Below are 14833 nucleotides of genomic sequence, written 5' to 3' on the forward strand. Positions count from 1 at the left end.
CGAGATCTCCGGCGACTTGAAAAGAATATATTATCTATAATATCGCGCTGGTGGCGCTAAAGCCCATCTGTACCAATGTCTTGCGGTGCGATGGCCACGGATTTCATGATCGCATAGATGGCTTTGCCGACCTTCAGATCCAGCGTTGCAACCGACCTCTGGGTGACGCGGGCCAGCATCGGGCCCCCGGCAGTTTCAAGTGTCACCAAGGCCCCTGGCCCCTCGCCCGCGCGGATCGCCGTGATGGTTCCGGGCAGAATATTCAGGGCCGAAAGCCCTTCGGGTCTGGTGTTGCTAAGGATAATGTCATGCGCGGCAACGCGCAGGCGCATCACGGTCCCAATCGGGCGTTCAATCCGGGGCACAAACAGCTCTAGCCCATTGATGCGCAATTCGCTGAGCCCATCGGAGTGCTGCAAAAACAGCTCTGCGGTGAGTACAGAGCCCACGTTGCGCACGCCGGTTGGGACAATCGCAGGATCCGAGAGCACCCCGCTGGCGGACCCGACCTGTGTGACGCGTCCGTGATCCAGAACAACAACATGGCTCGCTAGACGGGCCACTTCGCTGGCAGCGTGGCTGACATATAGGACCGGCACTTTGAGCTCGTCTCTGATGCGCTCGAAATACGGCAGGATTTCAAGCTTTCGGGCCTCATCAAGCGCGGTCAACGGCTCATCCGCTAGAAGCAGTTCCGGGGCGGCGAGAAGCGCGCGCCCAATCGCAACGCGCTGTTTTTCCCCTCCCGAAAGCTGCGCAGGACGGCGCTGCAACAGCGCGCCCAGCCCCAACAGGTCCACGATCCGATCGGGGTCAGCGGTGCGGCTGGATCGGGGGAGAAAGCGATGCGCATAAAGGAGGTTCTGTTGAACACTGAGATGAGGAAAGAGCCGCGAGTCCTGAAAGATATAGCCAAGGCGTCGTTTGTGGGCGGGCAGCGCGACCCCCCTGCCCGAGTCATAAAGCACCCGCTGGCCGATCTGGATACGGCCGCGCTCTGGCGCAATCAGCCCTGCGACCGCATTGATCAGGGTGGTCTTGCCTGATCCGGATCTGCCGAACAAAACCGTCAGCCCACCCGGCACGGAGAACTGTGCATCCAGGCGAAACTGGCCTTGGGACAGGGCAATATCCACGTCAAAACTCATGTGGTGGCCAGCCTCTTTGCGAGACGTCGGTTCAATGCCTCCGAGAGCAGCAAGGCAGCAAAGGAGATCAGCACCGAGATGATCACGAGCCGGATCGCCGCTGTTTCGGCACCGGGCACCTGTAGGAAGGCGTAGATCGCCGAAGGCAGGGTCTGCGTCTCTCCGGGAATATTTGCCACAAACGTGATTGTTGCGCCGAACTCTCCTATGGCTTTGGCAAAGGCCAGCACCATGCCCGCAATGACCCCGGGCAAGGCCAGCGGCAGTGTCACCGTGCAGAATACCCAAAACGGAGAGGCGCCAAGAGTTGAGGCTGCACGCTCCAGCTTGGGGTCGATCAGTTCAAATGACAGCCGCAAGGCGCGCACCAGCAGCGGAAAGCCCATGATCGCTGCCGCAAGCACTGCGCCGGTCCATTTGAACGCGACCGAGATACCGAAGTTGGCCAGGAGCCGTCCCATTGGCCCCGCTGGCCCAAAGAGCAGCAGCAGCAGATACCCTGTCACCACCGGCGGCAAGATCAAAGGCAGGTGAACCAGCCCATTCAAAAGCGATTTGCCGGGGAAATTCCAACGGGCCAGCGCATAGGCTGTTAAAATGCCGAGCGGCAGGCTCAGGGTCATGGCCCAAAAGCCCACCTTGACGGAGAGCAGGATGGCTTGGATCTCGTCCGGTCCATAGCCTAGCATGCCCTGCCCGCTCACGGGGCACCCATCGGAACAAACCCCTGAGATCGAAAGAGGCTCTGCGCGGGGGTAGACTGTAAGTGGTCAAGAAATACGGGGCTTAGGCCGTTGTCAGAGACTGCTGCCGCTGGATAGACGATTGGGGGATGCAGATCCTCGGGAATGTTGAAGACGACAGAGACCCGCGCGTCGGCGGTGGCGTCCGTGAGATAGACGATCCCATAAGGCGTCGCGCCAGTCGCCACGAGCGCGAGCGCTGCCCGCACGTTATCGGTTTGCGCAACATGCCTCGTAAGCGCGGGCCAGACCCCTGCCTTTTCAAGTGCCGCCTTGCCATAGAGCCCGGCGGGGACTGCGTTGATCTGTGCCATCGCAAGGCGCCCATCTGCCAGCTTCTCCGGCAGCGCGTTCAGTCCGCTGAGGGGGGCGGCGCCTTTGGCGGCGATCACAACAAGTCGATTGCCAAGTAGATCTCTGCGACTGTCCACGCGGACATGGCCCTGTTCTTCGAGAACATCCATCCAGGCCCCATTTGCCGAGATGAAGGCATCCGCCGGCGCCCCCAATCCGATCTGGCGCGCCAGTGCGGAGGAGCCTGCATAAGACACAGACACCTCCGTGTCATGGAGCTCTGAGAAGTTTTGGGCGATTTCATCAAGGGCGGTTTTCAGGCTTGCGGCGGCAAAGATGCGCAGAGGATCTGCCGCAACTGATGCGGTGGCGAAACACGAGGTCAATGCCGCCACGAACAACGCAATAAGGCTCCACTTCCTGAACTGCCGGGATTTCATGAAACACTTCCAGAGCTGATGCGACATTGGAGAAACTATGTCGTCCATCCCAGGCGCGCAAGCGGGGGTGCAAAACTCTGTCTGAGGTCCTGTTTGTGGCGCCTGGCTGTCGCCCCTGTCGCATGAGGTGAGCGACGATAGACAACTAATTTACATCCAATGTCAGCAAATATGACGGGAAATTTACAGAATATTTTCTGATACGCGCCTAATGCGCGCAGGAATCAAACACTGTCATTAAGGTAAGCCCAAAAATGTCTCAGACCGGCTGCACGGAGGGATTGAGAGAAGTTTTGACAGCATACCGGTGGCAATTCGTCCGAGCGCTGGGGGCACCCCCAAGCCAAGGAGGAGAGGCGAAAGCCCAGTGGGCACCTCGGACTTTGGGCCTGCATTGAGCCGTCCGCGCGACGCCTAAATGCCCCTGCCACCACCTACGTATTCGACGTGATAAAAGTGGAGGACGCACCATGAGTGCAAACGAAGACAGTAACGCCTATTGGGCCGCGAATGTGCGGCTCATCCTGATCAGCCTTGTTATCTGGGCCTTGGTCTCCTTTGGGTTCGGGATCATCCTGCGCCCCCTGCTCTCCGGGATTTCGGTCGGCGGCACCGATCTTGGGTTCTGGTTCGCACAGCAGGGTTCAATCCTCGTCTTTCTGGCGCTGATCTTCTTCTACGCCTGGCGGATGAACCAACTCGATAAAGAACACGGCGTGGACGAGGAATAATCAGGATGGATCAGTTTACACTCAACCTTCTCTTTGTGGGCGCGTCCTTTGCGCTCTACATCGGGATCGCGATCTGGGCACGGGCCGGATCAACCTCTGAATTCTATGCCGCCGGGCGCGGCGTGCATCCTGTCACCAACGGGATGGCCACCGCGGCAGACTGGATGTCGGCGGCTTCCTTTATCTCCATGGCAGGTCTCATCGCCTTTACCGGCTATGACAACTCCTCCTTCCTGATGGGCTGGACCGGGGGCTACGTGCTGCTCGCACTGCTGCTGGCACCATATCTGCGCAAGTTCGGCAAGTTCACCGTCTCTGAATTCATCGGCGACCGCTTCTATAGCCCGACTGCACGTCTGGTGGCGGTGATATGTCTGCTGGTGGCCTCGATCACCTATGTGATCGGGCAAATGCAGGGTGTGGGTATCGCCTTTGGGCGTTTTCTTGAAATCGACGCCTTTTGGGGTCTGCTGATCGGTGCCTGTGTTGTGTTTGCCTATGCGGTGTTTGGCGGCATGAAGGGCGTGACCTACACGCAGGTTGCACAATACTGCGTGCTGATTACCGCCTACACGATCCCGGCGGTGTTTATTTCGCTGCAACTCACTGGCAATCCGATCCCAGCCTTGGGGCTCTTTGGCTCCACCGAGAGCGGCGAGCCGCTGCTGGCCAAGCTCAACCAGATCGTCACCGACCTTGGCTTTGCGGAATACACCGCAGCACATGGCTCCACCATCAACATGGTGCTCTTCACCCTGTCGCTGATGATCGGCACCGCAGGTCTGCCCCACGTCATCATGCGCTTCTTTACGGTGCCGCGCGTGTCCGATGCGCGCTGGTCGGCGGGCTGGACCCTTGTGTTCATCGCGCTTCTCTATCTGACGGCGCCGGCCGTGGGCGCAATGGCGCGCCTCAACATCTCTGAGCTGATGTGGCCTAACGGGACCGAAGCACAGGCTGTGAGTGTCGAGCAGATCGAAACCGATCCTGAGTACGCATGGATGGCGACGTGGCAGAAAACCGGCCTTCTCGGTTGGGAAGACAAGAACGGCGACGGGCGCATTCAGTACTACAATGACGCCAATGCGGACCTGCAAGCCAAAGCCGAAGCAAACGGTTGGAAAGGCAATGAGCTCACCAACTTCAACCGCGACATCCTTGTGCTTGCAAACCCTGAGATTGCATCGCTCCCCGGTTGGGTGATCGGTCTGGTGGCCGCAGGTGGTCTCGCGGCGGCGCTTTCGACCGCAGCCGGTCTCTTGCTGGCGATCTCCTCGGCGGTGAGCCACGACCTTCTCAAGGGTCAGCTGACTCCCAACATGTCGGAGAAATCCGAACTGTTGGCGGCGCGGGTGTCGATGGCAGCTGCAATCGTGGTGGCGGTTCTTCTGGGCCTCAACCCTCCGGGGTTTGCGGCGCAGACGGTGGCGTTGGCCTTTGGTCTTGCGGCAGCCTCGATTTTCCCGGCGCTGATGATGGGGATCTTCTCGACTCGCATCAACAACAGCGGTGCGGTTGCAGGCATGCTGGCCGGTCTCGTGGTGACCTTGCTCTATATCTTCCTGCACAAGGGCTGGTTCTTCATCCCGGACACCAATTCGTTCACCGATGCCGACCCGCTCCTTGGGCCGATCAAATCCACCTCCTTTGGTGCAATCGGAGCTCTGGTCAACTTTGCGGTGGCTTATGTCGTCACCAACATGACCAAGGAAACTCCGCAGCACATCAAGGATCTCGTCGAGAGCGTCCGTGTGCCGCGCGGCGCAGGTCAAGCGGTCGACGGTCACTAAGACCGTCGCTGGCATCGCCCCCTGGGCGTTGCCCCGTATTTACAGATGGTCCTGCCCGCTTCAACGTGGGCAGGACATTTGACCGAAGGTTTGAGACATGCCCCTACCGGCCGCCCTCACCCAGTTTCTCGCATCCGTGCACCCCTACGACAGCCTGCCCGATCCGGTGCTGGCGCATGTGGCGCAGCAATGTGCGTTACACAATGTAGCTGTGGATGAGCGGCTCTTCTCTCTCGGCGATACGGTGTCTTCTCTTTATATTATCGTCTCGGGCGAGATCGAGATCACCGACGAAGCCGGGGTGCAACTGTCGATCCTTGGCTCACGCAATTCCTTTGGCGAACGCGCGCTCCTGCGCGGAGAGCGTGCAAGCCGCAGCGCGAGGGCGACCTCTGCGAGCGAGGTGATCGCCCTCCCCGCCGAGGTGTTTCACCAGCTTATCGACCAGCATGAATCGGTCGCGCGCTTCTTCGACCGCCGCCGACCACCTCCGCGCACGGGCAACAGCCTTGCCAGTCTCACGGTGGAGCAGTTGATGACGCGCGCGCCTGTCACCTGTACGCCTGAGACGCCCATTCGCGACGCTGCCGCGCTGATGCACCGCCATCACATCTCCTCGATCTGTATCTGTGATCCGGATGGGTTCCACGGGATCGTGACCCTGCGCGATCTGAACAGCAAAGTGATCGTGGGTGGCATAGATCCGCTCGAGCCGATCTCCGGGATCATGACGGAGGATGTGCTGACGTTGGCGCCACAGGCGTTGGTCACGGATGTCCTGCATCTGATGGTGGAGCGTAACATCCACCATGTTCCGATTGTGAACGAGAGAGGCCTGTTGGGCATCGTCACGCAAACCGATCTCACTCGAGCGCAGGCGCTCTCTTCCGCCGATCTGGTCGGCCGTATTGCGCGGGCCGAGGACGCCTCCGAGATGGCGCGGGCCACGGCGCAGATCCCGCAACTCCTGGTGCAGCTCGTTGAAGCGGGCAATCGGCATGAGGTGATCACGCGTCTGATCACCGACATTGCTGACATCGCTACTCGACGGCTCCTCTCTCTGGCAGAAGCACAGCTTGGTCCGCCGCCCGTACCTTATCTTTGGCTCGCGTGTGGCTCGCAGGGACGTCAGGAACAGACCGGGGTTTCCGATCAGGACAATTGCCTGATCCTGTCTGATGACTTGACTGATGCGCAAATGCCCTACTTTGCGAAGCTGGCCCGATTTGTCAGTGATGGGCTTGATCGCTGTGGCTATTTCTACTGTCCGGGCGACATGATGGCGACCAACCCACGCTGGTGTCAGCCCTTGCGAGTCTGGCGCGGGTATTTCCAGACTTGGATCGCCAAACCCGATCCCGAAGCGCAGATGCTTGCCTCGGTCATGTTCGACCTGCGCCCGATCGGCGGGGACAAGAGCCTCTTTGATCACCTTCAGAGCGACACGCTTGAGGCTGCCGCAAAGAATTCGATCTTTACCGCGCATATGATCTCCAATTCGCTCAAGCATCAGCCGCCTCTCGGCCTGTTGCGCGGATTGGCAACCATCCGCTCTGGCGATCACCGGGATGAGCTTGATCTGAAACACAACGGCGTCGTGCCGGTGGTGGATCTGGGCCGGATATATACGCTGCAGGGGCGGCTGCGGCCGGTGAACACCCGCGCGCGGCTTGAAGCGGCCCTTGCTGCGGGGCTTCTGTCTGCGTCCGGGGGGGCCGATCTCTTGGATGCCTATGATCTCATTGCATCCATGCGGCTTGAATTGCAGACCAAACAGATCAAAGCGGGCCAGGCTGCGGGCAACTATCTCAACCCATCTTCGCTGTCGGATTTTGAACGCAGCCATTTGCGCAATGCCTTTGTGGTCGTGAAGACCATGCAATCTGCCGTTGGCTCGGGCACAGGAACCTTAGGATGATTTCATGTTTGTAGAATTGATCGCAACCATCGTCGCGGGCATTGCCTGTGCTGGCCTCGTGATGCTTCTGAACATCTTGACGGGACGCCGCCTGCCCAAGTGGATGATGCCTGTGGCAGCGGGGCTTGGTATGATCGGCATGACGATTTCCAACGAATATACCTGGTATGCGCGCACCACCGAGAGCCTGCCCAAAGGGCTTGAAGTCGCGATGACCGTTGAAGAACAGGGCTGGCTGCGCCCCTGGACGCAGATCTGGCCCTACACGAAACGTTTTGTTGCAGTGGATGTGGCGACCGCGCGCACGCATCAGGATCTGCCGGATCAAAAGCTGCTGGATCTCTATTTCTTTGGGCGCTGGTCGCCGGTCAATCAGGCACCGATGCTCTTTGACTGCGCCGAGGCCCGCTCTGCTCTCTTGATTGATGGCGCCGAGTTCGGCGCCGATGGGACGGTTGCAGATGCCGATTGGCGAGCCATGCCCAAAGATGATCCAATCCTGGCCAAAGTCTGCACCGCATAGACATGCTTAGATCCCTGTCCCTTCGCCTGCGCATCTTCCTGTTCTTCTGCCTCCTGGCTGTGGGAGCAATCGCGCTGGCTGCGGTGGCGTTGGGTTTTGTCTGGACCCGCTCTGATTCAGAGTGGACGGCTTCAGAACTCACCACGGTGATCCTGTTGTTCGGGTTTTTGAATACAGGTCTGGTGCTGGGGATCTGGCTGCTGTTTGACGAAAACGTCGCGCGCCCGATCGAGGGGCTTTCGACCAGTCTGCGCCTGCGTGCCCACTCCGGAATTGAGGACAGCATCAAAGCACAGGCAGCGCAATACCTCGGCGATCTGGCCCCGGCGGCACGCGCGCTGTCGGATGCGCTTGCGGCTTCTGGAGATCAGCCACCAGAACAGACCCAGCGCCTGCTTCAGGAACGGGAGCGGCTGACTGCGTTGCTCAGCGAAATTCCCATTGCGACGATCCTTGTAAACGCAGCAGGTGAGATTGCACTCTATGACGCGCAGGCCGGGGCCATCCTCTCCCGCATCGCCGCACCGCGCCTTGGGGCGCCACTCTCGAACTATTTCGATCTGACGCCCGCAATCGGCGCCTGTGCCCGAGCAGACCGGCGCCTCGTAGCGGGGCATGTGACCGTCCCAGACTGCAATCATGCCGAAACGTTCAATCTGCAGATAAAATCGCTCGGTGCGGAGGGCGATGTGATCTTCCTTGAAGCCGATACGCGGGCGGAGCGCGACACGCTGTCCCCTCCTTTGGTCTTTGATTTTGACCTTCTGGATCAGAAACTTGAGGGGACGATAACGGCCAGACGCCTCTCGGAGCTGAACTTCGTGGTCTTTGACACCGAGACGACCGGGTTGTCGGTTACCAAGGATGCCATCGTGGAACTCGCCGCTGCCCGTGTGCTGAACGGGCGCATCCTCGACGGCGAGGTCTTTGAAACCTATGTCGATCCAGGCCGACCGATCCCCGCAGCGTCCACCAAGATACATGGCGTACGCGATGCGGATGTGGCGCAGTCACCCCGGATCGAAGCGGTGATCCCGGCGTTTCATGACTTTGCACAGAGCGCCGTTCTGGTTGCCCATAACGCCCCCTTTGACATCGGGCTATTGCGTCAACAAGAGGTTCAGACCGGGTGCAGTTGGGACCATCCGGTTGTCGATACAGTGCTGTTGTCGGCCTTAGTGTTTGGGATTTCAGCGGATCATTCGCTGGATGCTTTGTGCAGCCGTCTTTCGATCGAAATCCCCGCCCGGCACCGCCATACGGCCAAGGGAGATGCGCGCGCTACGGCAGAAGCGCTCATACGCCTTCTGCCGCTCTTGCAGGGCAAGGGGATCGAGACCTTTGGTCAACTCCTAAAGGAAACCTCCAAATTTGGCCGACTGCTGCGGGACATCAACTCTGACCACGTCCGAAACGCGCCCGAGATGAGCGACAGCCCCTAGCCCGTTCGCTATCCCGCATGGTCTTGGGCTTTGAGCCACTCAAGCATGACCTGCGTCGTCTCTTCGGGCCGCTCTTGTTGGATCCAGTGGCCGCAGTCGAGGCTGCGGATCGCCACATTGGGTACAAACTCGCTGAGGTTCTCAGACGGCGGGATCGGGTCTTGCAGGCCGTAGATCATCAGCGCCGGGTGGCGGATGACAGGGTCGATCTCTGCCAGAATATGCCAGTTTCGATCCATGTTCCGATACCAGTTGATCCCCGGTGTAAAGCCGCTGGCCTTGAAGGCTGAGACAAAAACCTCCAGGTCCTCCGCGCTGATCAGAGGATCACCCAGAGGCGTCTCGGCGCGGGCGAGGTTGATCATCATCATGCCGGGCTCTGACGGAACCATCGTCAGGTTCTTGCGAAACAGATTGCGCAGGAATTGATCTGCGTTCTGGTCAAGGATCGCATCCGCCACGCCAAATTGCCGATTAAAATGAACAAAGTAGTGATCCGCCCCAAAGAGAGCCTCGATAAACTCGATCCAGGGTGTCGGGGTGCGGGTTTGATAGGGCAGCGCCAGATTGATGAGCCGCACAACCCTTTCTGGATGCAGCAACGCCATGCTCCAGACGACATTTGCACCCCAGTCGTGACCGACAAATGTCGCGGCCTCATAGCCAAAATGTTCAAGCAACGCCGCGAGATCCCCAGTGAGACGGGTGATGTCATAGTCTGTCACATCGGCAGGCCGCGACGATGCCCCAAACCCACGCTGGTTTGGGGCCAGGACGTGATAGCCGGCCGCCACCAGCGCAGGGATCTGGGCGCGCCAGGAATAGGCAAGCTCGGGCCAGCCGTGGCACAGGACAATCGGATTGCCCCTGTTGTGCGACCCGGCTTCGAATACTTCGAGCGTAATTCCATTCAGTTTAATCCTCTGGGGGGCTGGAAAATCGGAGTTAATGGGCATGGGTTGGCCTCGCTGGAAAACATGTCTGCGATCGCCTAACCAAAAAAGGTCTCAAAAACTGACACCTTTGTATGATACACCACAGGCATGAAGCAGCGCGCCCGCCAAGATGCCATTGTCCGCACTCTGCGTCGTCGCGGGTCCACCACTCTTGCGGCGTTGGGGGAAGAGGTTGATGCCTCGCGCAGCACGGTCTTGCGCGACCTCTCGGCGCTGCGCGATGCGGGATATGTCATCCATGCCGAACAGGGGCGCGGCGGTGGCGTGTCCCTTGATCCGAGCTCGGTTCAGACCACAGCCAGACTGTCAGTTGCAGAGGTGTTTGCGCTCATCATGGGTGTTGCCTCCATGCGGGCTGCAGGTGTGATCCCATTCTCGAGCCTCGCGGACAGCGGCGTGGCGAAGATCGAAAAAGCGCTGCCGCCCGACAAGCTGCGGGAATTGCGCCGAATGCTCGACCGGCTCTATGTCGGCCCGCTCGCCTCACAAGTGGATATTTCTGACCTGAAGGAGATGGTGCCCGAGTTGCTGCCAGCCTTTGAAGCCGCCTTTCTTGGCCAGAGACGGCTGCGATTTCAGTACTGCGACGCCAAGGGCGCGTGGACGTCACGAGAGATCGAACCTCAGGCGATGCTGGTCCTGCCGCCTCTGTGGTATCTGGTTGCCTGGGATCCAAGCCGAAATGACTTTCGCCATTTTCGCGCCGACAGGATCAGCGCACCCGAAGTGATCGAGACGACGCGATTTCGACCCCGGAACGTCACGTTTGCCGCCGGTGTCCGCCCGATCCGCTATGCTTGAGCTCGGGGTGCACAGCAGATGCACCCGATGATGACCCGACGGATGTCTCATAAATGCGACCAGACCGCGCCGTTTTTCGCATTGCACACCGGGCTGGCTCTCGTCACGGTGGGGTCATCGAGGGAGACAGCCGATGCAGACAATCAAGGCCGCCGTGTGCCATAGCTTTGGAAGCGCGCTCGAAATCGAAGACGTGGTGCTTGCGTCGCCCGGGCCGGGCGAGGTTGAAGTCACGCTGGATGCGGTCGCTATCTGTCACAGCGATATCTCCTTTGCCGAAGGCGCATGGGGCGGGCCGCTGCCGGCGGTCTACGGACATGAGGCGGCTGGTCGTGTCTCGGCGCTGGGGCGTGATGTCGATGGTTTCAACATCGGCGATGATGTGCTGGTGACCCTCATCCGCGCCTGCCGCCACTGTTCCGCGTGCACATCAGGACAGCCAGTCTACTGCGCGACACCCTATGACGGGTTGCAAGGCCCGCTCAGCACCCCATCCGGCGCGCCACTCTATCAGGCGATGGCCTGTGGCGCTTTCGCCGAAAAAGTGGTGGTCTCTGGCAGCCAGATTGTGGCCATTCCGGCTGATATGCCCAAAGACGTTGCCGCACTTGTCTCGTGCGGGGTCATCACGGGCGTCGGCGGTGCCGTACACTCTGCGAAGTTGCGGGCAGGCGAAGATGTGGTTGTCATTGGCGCGGGCGGTGTCGGTCTCAACGCGATCCAGGGCGCTCGCATCGCCGGTGCGCGCCGCATCGTTGCCGTCGATCTGAGCGCTGAAAAGCTCGATGTAGCGCGCGACTTTGGCGCGACGGACACGGTGCTGGCCTCCGATCTCAAACCGTGGCGCGCCGCTATCGACGCCCTTGGCGGCAAGGGCGCAGAGGTGGTGCTGATCACTGTGGGTGCGATCCCCGCTTATGCCCAGGCTCCGCGCTATCTGGCGCCGGGCGGGCGCGCGGTGATGATCGGTATGCCGCATTCCGGTGATACTGCGCCCTACGAGCCTGTGGTCATGGCCGCTTTGGGGCAAGGTCTGCAAGGCTCAAAGATGGGCGATGTCGTGCTTCAACGTGATGTGCCATGGATCATCGACCTCTACCAGCAAGGTCGTCTGAAACTCGACGAGCTGATCTCTGGTCGCTGGTCCTTGCTTCAAATCAATGAGGCGATTGCAGATACCAAGACTGGGTCTGCACGTCGCAATGTTATCCTCTTTGATCACGATCACCCCTGATATCGCCCTCATGCAACGCCATCCGCTCTGGGTCTGTTCGGTTCGCCTAGCCGATGGGATCCGGGCCTTTTGGCCCGGACCCGCGCGCGCCGGAGCCTCGCGGGCTCCGGCGCGCGCTCCCTCCTCCTCCATTCGATCTGCAGAAAACAAAGGACCGTGAAATTTGAAACTTCAGGACCTCGACATCATCATCACTGCGCCCCCTGCCCCGGGTTGGGGTGGGCGCTACTGGACTCTCGTGAAGCTCACAACCGATACAGGAGTTGTCGGCTGGGGAGAGTGCTATGCCTCGACCGTGGGGCCGACTGCGATGCGCGCCGTTATCGAAGACGTGTTCGCCCGCCACATGCAGGGTGAAAACCCCGAAAATATTGAACTCATGTTCCGGCGCGCCTATTCCTCGGGCTTTACGCAACGCCCAGATCCGACGGTGATTGGTGCTTTTTCAGGGCTTGAAATCGCGTGCTGGGACATTCTCGGCAAGGATCGGAACCGTCCTGTCCACGCCCTTCTTGGCGGGCGCATGAATGATCGCATTCGCGCCTACACCTATCTCTATCCGTTACCGGATCACGACATCAGCGCGTTCTGGAACTCTCCGGAAATGGCAGCCGAGTCCGCCGAAGACGCCGTGAACCGGGGCTATACCGCAGTCAAATTCGACCCGGCAGGCCCCTACACCATGCGCGGCGGCCATATGCCGGCAATGTCCGACGTCAGCCGGTCCGTCGCCTTCTGCAAGGCCATCCGGGAGGCGGTTGGCGACAAGGCGGATCTTCTCTTTGGCACACATGGCCAGTTCACACCTGCAGGCGCGATCCGTCTGGGGCAAGCGCTCGAACCCTATAGCCCGCTCTGGTACGAAGAGCCGACCCCCCCGGATTCCGTGGGCGACATGGCGCGCGTGGCGAAAAATGTCCGCATTCCCGTGGCGACCGGAGAGCGGCTCTGCACGAAGGCCGAATTCGCTGCCGTCCTCCAGGCCGGAGCCGCCGAGATCCTGCAGCCTGCATTGGGGCGTGCAGGCGGTATCTGGGAGATGAAGAAAACCGCCGCCATCGCCGAAGTGTTTGGCGCACAGGTTGCCCCACACCTCTATGCGGGTCCGGTGGAATGGGCGGCCAATATTCATCTTGCGGCCTCCCTGCCAAACATCCTGATGGCAGAGACCATCGAGACAGCGTTTCATGACCGCCTGATCAAGGGATCGATCCGCGTTGAGGAGGGCTTTGTGACGCCACCGCAAAGCCCTGGCCTAGGCATTGAGGTGGATGAAGAGCTTGCGCGCCAGCATCCGTTTAAGGGCGACGATCTGCATCTCAACATGCAGGAAACGCCCTGTGATTATGCCAATGGCAATGCGTTTGAGGGCGGCGCGCCACCTATCGAGGGTTGAGTCGCACGCCTTGCCTCACCAGATGTTGCGAGGTCTACCAGCAAAAATATGAGCAAAGGTTTGCTAAAAAGAATAAATCTTTATCAAAACTCTTGCGGGTAGATAGGCATCCATGGCTTTACTCTATTTAGCGTCAGTCTTGCGTTGGCGCTTCTGAGTTTGCCATGGGCCAAAGTTGCGGCCCTCCAGAGAAGATCTGAGTAGAATGACTGTAACATTGGACAGGCCCGCAAATTCCATGATGGGCAATGCATCCGACGCGGCTGCATTGCTCAAGGCTCTCGCCCATGAGGGACGGTTGATGATCCTCTGTTATCTCGCTGCCGAGGGTGAGCTTTCTGTTGGTGCGCTAGAGGAACTCTTGGGCAAGCGCCAGGCCGCTGTGAGCCAGCTTCTGTCGCGTCTGCGCGAAGACAGGCTTGTGATTGCTCGGCGTGACGGCAAGACCGTTTATTACTCGCTCGCCGATGGTCCCGCCACAGAGGTTCTGGAAACCCTGCACAACATCTATTGTAGCTGAGGCCCCGACCACACGGGGCCTCGCACATATTTTATGTTAGTCGTCAGCGCGTACGACCTGACGTTGCTTTCCAAGTCCTTGAATTTCAAGCTCCATTACATCGCCATCCTTCAGGTATACGGGCTCGGGTTTCTGCCCCATGCCAACGCCGGGCGGCGTGCCGGTTGCAATGATGTCTCCAGGGTGCAGGGTCATCAGTTGGCTCAGATGACTAATCACCTCAGCAACAGAAAAGATCATCTTGTTGGTGTTGCCGGTCTGCATGCGGGTGCCGTTCACATCACATGACAGCGCCAGATCCTGCGGGTCGCTTACCTCGTCTGCGGTAACGAGCCATGGGCCAATCGGGCCAAAGGTGTCGCAGCTCTTGCCCTTGGTCCACTGGCCGGTCAGGTGCAGCTGATAGTCCCGCTCGGAGACATCATTGACGATGCAATACCCCGCAACATGATCGAGCGCCTCTTCGACCGAGACATATTTTGCCGCCTTGCCGATCACCACACCCAACTCGACTTCCCAGTCTGAGGCCTTGGAACCTCGGGGGAGGCGCACGTCGTCATTGGCCCCGACAATCGCTGAATTTGCTTTCATGAAAAGAATGGGGTGCTCGGGTGGTGTCGCGCCGACCTCTTCAGCATGATCGGAATAGTTGAGTCCGATGCAGAGGAATTTGCCGATCGCACCGACGCAGGGAGCGTAATCAATCGGGCCTGTCAGCTCTGGCAACGCGCTCTGATCTACCGACTGAAGCGTCTCCAGCACAGAGGCGCCCAGTGTCTCGGATGTCACATCCGCAACATGCCCCGACAGGTCCCGCGCCACGCCCTGCGCGTCGATCAGGCCCGGACGTACGCCCTCTGGCGTGCGGTAGCGAAACAGTTTCATGGCAGTCTCTCC

14 protein-coding genes are annotated in these 14833 nt (G+C 59.7%); 9 read left to right on the forward strand and 5 right to left on the reverse strand.

Translation table 11 applies throughout. The annotated features are described in order from the left end of the window. Positions 1-56: 56 nt before the first annotated feature. From modC to modA, 3 genes are read right to left on the reverse strand one after another with little or no spacing between them, the layout of a single operon-like run. Positions 57-1148, reverse strand: a complete 1092-nt coding sequence (gene modC, locus TM1040_RS03785; RefSeq protein WP_011537268.1) for a molybdenum ABC transporter ATP-binding protein — start codon at positions 1146-1148, stop codon at positions 57-59. Further along, the gene (gene modB / locus TM1040_RS03790; protein ID WP_011537269.1) at positions 1145-1837 is read right to left on the reverse strand and encodes a molybdate ABC transporter permease subunit; all 693 of its coding nucleotides are present in this window, start codon (positions 1835-1837) and stop codon (positions 1145-1147) included. Before modB ends, modC begins: the two co-directional genes overlap by 4 nt. Positions 1838-1848: 11 nt before the next feature. Beyond that, positions 1849-2625, reverse strand: coding sequence for a molybdate ABC transporter substrate-binding protein (modA, locus tag TM1040_RS03795; protein WP_044026494.1), 777 nt, complete (start codon positions 2623-2625; stop codon positions 1849-1851). Between the two features lie 470 nt (positions 2626-3095). Here modA and TM1040_RS03800 point away from each other — a divergent pair, with 470 nt between their 5' ends. From TM1040_RS03800 to TM1040_RS03820, 5 genes are all read left to right on the forward strand, one after another. Next, positions 3096-3356 (forward strand): DUF4212 domain-containing protein, encoded by a 261-nt coding sequence (locus TM1040_RS03800; RefSeq protein WP_011537271.1) that lies wholly within the window; start codon positions 3096-3098, stop codon positions 3354-3356. 5 nt (positions 3357-3361) lie between these two features. Further along, positions 3362-5146 carry a sodium:solute symporter family protein gene (locus TM1040_RS03805; protein WP_011537272.1) on the forward strand — a complete coding sequence of 595 codons (1785 nt, stop codon included), beginning with the start codon at positions 3362-3364 and terminating at the stop codon, positions 5144-5146. A 97-nt stretch (positions 5147-5243) separates the two neighbouring features. Beyond that, positions 5244-7064 (forward strand): DUF294 nucleotidyltransferase-like domain-containing protein, encoded by a 1821-nt coding sequence (locus TM1040_RS03810; protein WP_011537273.1) that lies wholly within the window; start codon positions 5244-5246, stop codon positions 7062-7064. A 4-nt stretch (positions 7065-7068) separates the two neighbouring features. Then, complete coding sequence (locus TM1040_RS03815; RefSeq protein WP_011537274.1) at positions 7069-7587, forward strand: hypothetical protein; 519 nt, start codon at positions 7069-7071, stop codon at positions 7585-7587. Between the two features lie 2 nt (positions 7588-7589). Beyond that, on the forward strand, positions 7590-9029 hold the full coding sequence (locus TM1040_RS03820; RefSeq protein ID WP_011537275.1) for a 3'-5' exonuclease: 1440 nt from the start codon (positions 7590-7592) through the stop codon (positions 9027-9029). A gap of 8 nt (positions 9030-9037) precedes the next feature. Here TM1040_RS03820 and TM1040_RS03825 read toward each other — a convergent pair whose 3' ends face one another. Then, positions 9038-9985: an alpha/beta fold hydrolase gene (locus tag TM1040_RS03825; protein WP_011537276.1), complete on the reverse strand. Its 948-nt coding sequence runs from the start codon at positions 9983-9985 to the stop codon at positions 9038-9040. Positions 9986-10072: 87 nt separating this feature from the next. Here TM1040_RS03825 and TM1040_RS03830 point away from each other — a divergent pair, with 87 nt between their 5' ends. The 4 genes from TM1040_RS03830 to TM1040_RS03845 all read left to right on the forward strand — a co-directional run bounded on the left by TM1040_RS03830 (position 10073) and on the right by TM1040_RS03845 (position 13936). After that, positions 10073-10786 (forward strand): helix-turn-helix transcriptional regulator, encoded by a 714-nt coding sequence (locus TM1040_RS03830; protein ID WP_011537277.1) that lies wholly within the window; start codon positions 10073-10075, stop codon positions 10784-10786. A gap of 133 nt (positions 10787-10919) precedes the next feature. Then, a complete protein-coding gene (locus TM1040_RS03835) occupies positions 10920-12020 on the forward strand; it encodes a zinc-binding dehydrogenase (RefSeq protein WP_011537278.1) in 1101 nt (366 codons plus the stop codon). A gap of 163 nt (positions 12021-12183) precedes the next feature. Next, positions 12184-13416 carry a mandelate racemase/muconate lactonizing enzyme family protein gene (locus TM1040_RS03840; RefSeq protein WP_011537279.1) on the forward strand — a complete coding sequence of 411 codons (1233 nt, stop codon included), beginning with the start codon at positions 12184-12186 and terminating at the stop codon, positions 13414-13416. Positions 13417-13621: 205 nt separating this feature from the next. Further along, complete coding sequence (locus TM1040_RS03845; RefSeq protein WP_044026496.1) at positions 13622-13936, forward strand: ArsR/SmtB family transcription factor; 315 nt, start codon at positions 13622-13624, stop codon at positions 13934-13936. A gap of 36 nt (positions 13937-13972) precedes the next feature. Here TM1040_RS03845 and TM1040_RS03850 read toward each other — a convergent pair whose 3' ends face one another. After that, on the reverse strand, positions 13973-14821 hold the full coding sequence (locus tag TM1040_RS03850; RefSeq protein ID WP_011537281.1) for a fumarylacetoacetate hydrolase family protein: 849 nt from the start codon (positions 14819-14821) through the stop codon (positions 13973-13975). Positions 14822-14833 lie beyond the last annotated feature (12 nt).

Source organism: Ruegeria sp. TM1040 (genome assembly GCF_000014065.1).
In the GTDB taxonomy this organism is placed as follows: domain Bacteria; phylum Pseudomonadota; class Alphaproteobacteria; order Rhodobacterales; family Rhodobacteraceae; genus Epibacterium.

What these genes read in the sequence shown, in the direction of transcription:
- modC (WP_011537268.1), bottom strand. Translation starts at nt 1,148, where the DNA reads ATGAGTTTTGACGTGGATATTGCCCTGTCCCAAGGCCAGTTTCGCCTG.
- modB (WP_011537269.1), bottom strand. Translation starts at nt 1,837, where the DNA reads ATGCTAGGCTATGGACCGGACGAGATCCAAGCCATCCTGCTCTCCGTC.
- modA (WP_044026494.1), bottom strand. Translation starts at nt 2,625, where the DNA reads ATGAAATCCCGGCAGTTCAGGAAGTGGAGCCTTATTGCGTTGTTCGTG.
- TM1040_RS03800 (WP_011537271.1), top strand. Translation starts at nt 3,096, where the DNA reads ATGAGTGCAAACGAAGACAGTAACGCCTATTGGGCCGCGAATGTGCGG.
- TM1040_RS03805 (WP_011537272.1), top strand. Translation starts at nt 3,362, where the DNA reads ATGGATCAGTTTACACTCAACCTTCTCTTTGTGGGCGCGTCCTTTGCG.
- TM1040_RS03810 (WP_011537273.1), top strand. Translation starts at nt 5,244, where the DNA reads ATGCCCCTACCGGCCGCCCTCACCCAGTTTCTCGCATCCGTGCACCCC.
- TM1040_RS03815 (WP_011537274.1), top strand. Translation starts at nt 7,069, where the DNA reads ATGTTTGTAGAATTGATCGCAACCATCGTCGCGGGCATTGCCTGTGCT.
- TM1040_RS03820 (WP_011537275.1), top strand. Translation starts at nt 7,590, where the DNA reads ATGCTTAGATCCCTGTCCCTTCGCCTGCGCATCTTCCTGTTCTTCTGC.
- TM1040_RS03825 (WP_011537276.1), bottom strand. Translation starts at nt 9,985, where the DNA reads ATGCCCATTAACTCCGATTTTCCAGCCCCCCAGAGGATTAAACTGAAT.
- TM1040_RS03830 (WP_011537277.1), top strand. Translation starts at nt 10,073, where the DNA reads ATGAAGCAGCGCGCCCGCCAAGATGCCATTGTCCGCACTCTGCGTCGT.
- TM1040_RS03835 (WP_011537278.1), top strand. Translation starts at nt 10,920, where the DNA reads ATGCAGACAATCAAGGCCGCCGTGTGCCATAGCTTTGGAAGCGCGCTC.
- TM1040_RS03845 (WP_044026496.1), top strand. Translation starts at nt 13,622, where the DNA reads ATGACTGTAACATTGGACAGGCCCGCAAATTCCATGATGGGCAATGCA.
- TM1040_RS03850 (WP_011537281.1), bottom strand. Translation starts at nt 14,821, where the DNA reads ATGAAACTGTTTCGCTACCGCACGCCAGAGGGCGTACGTCCGGGCCTG.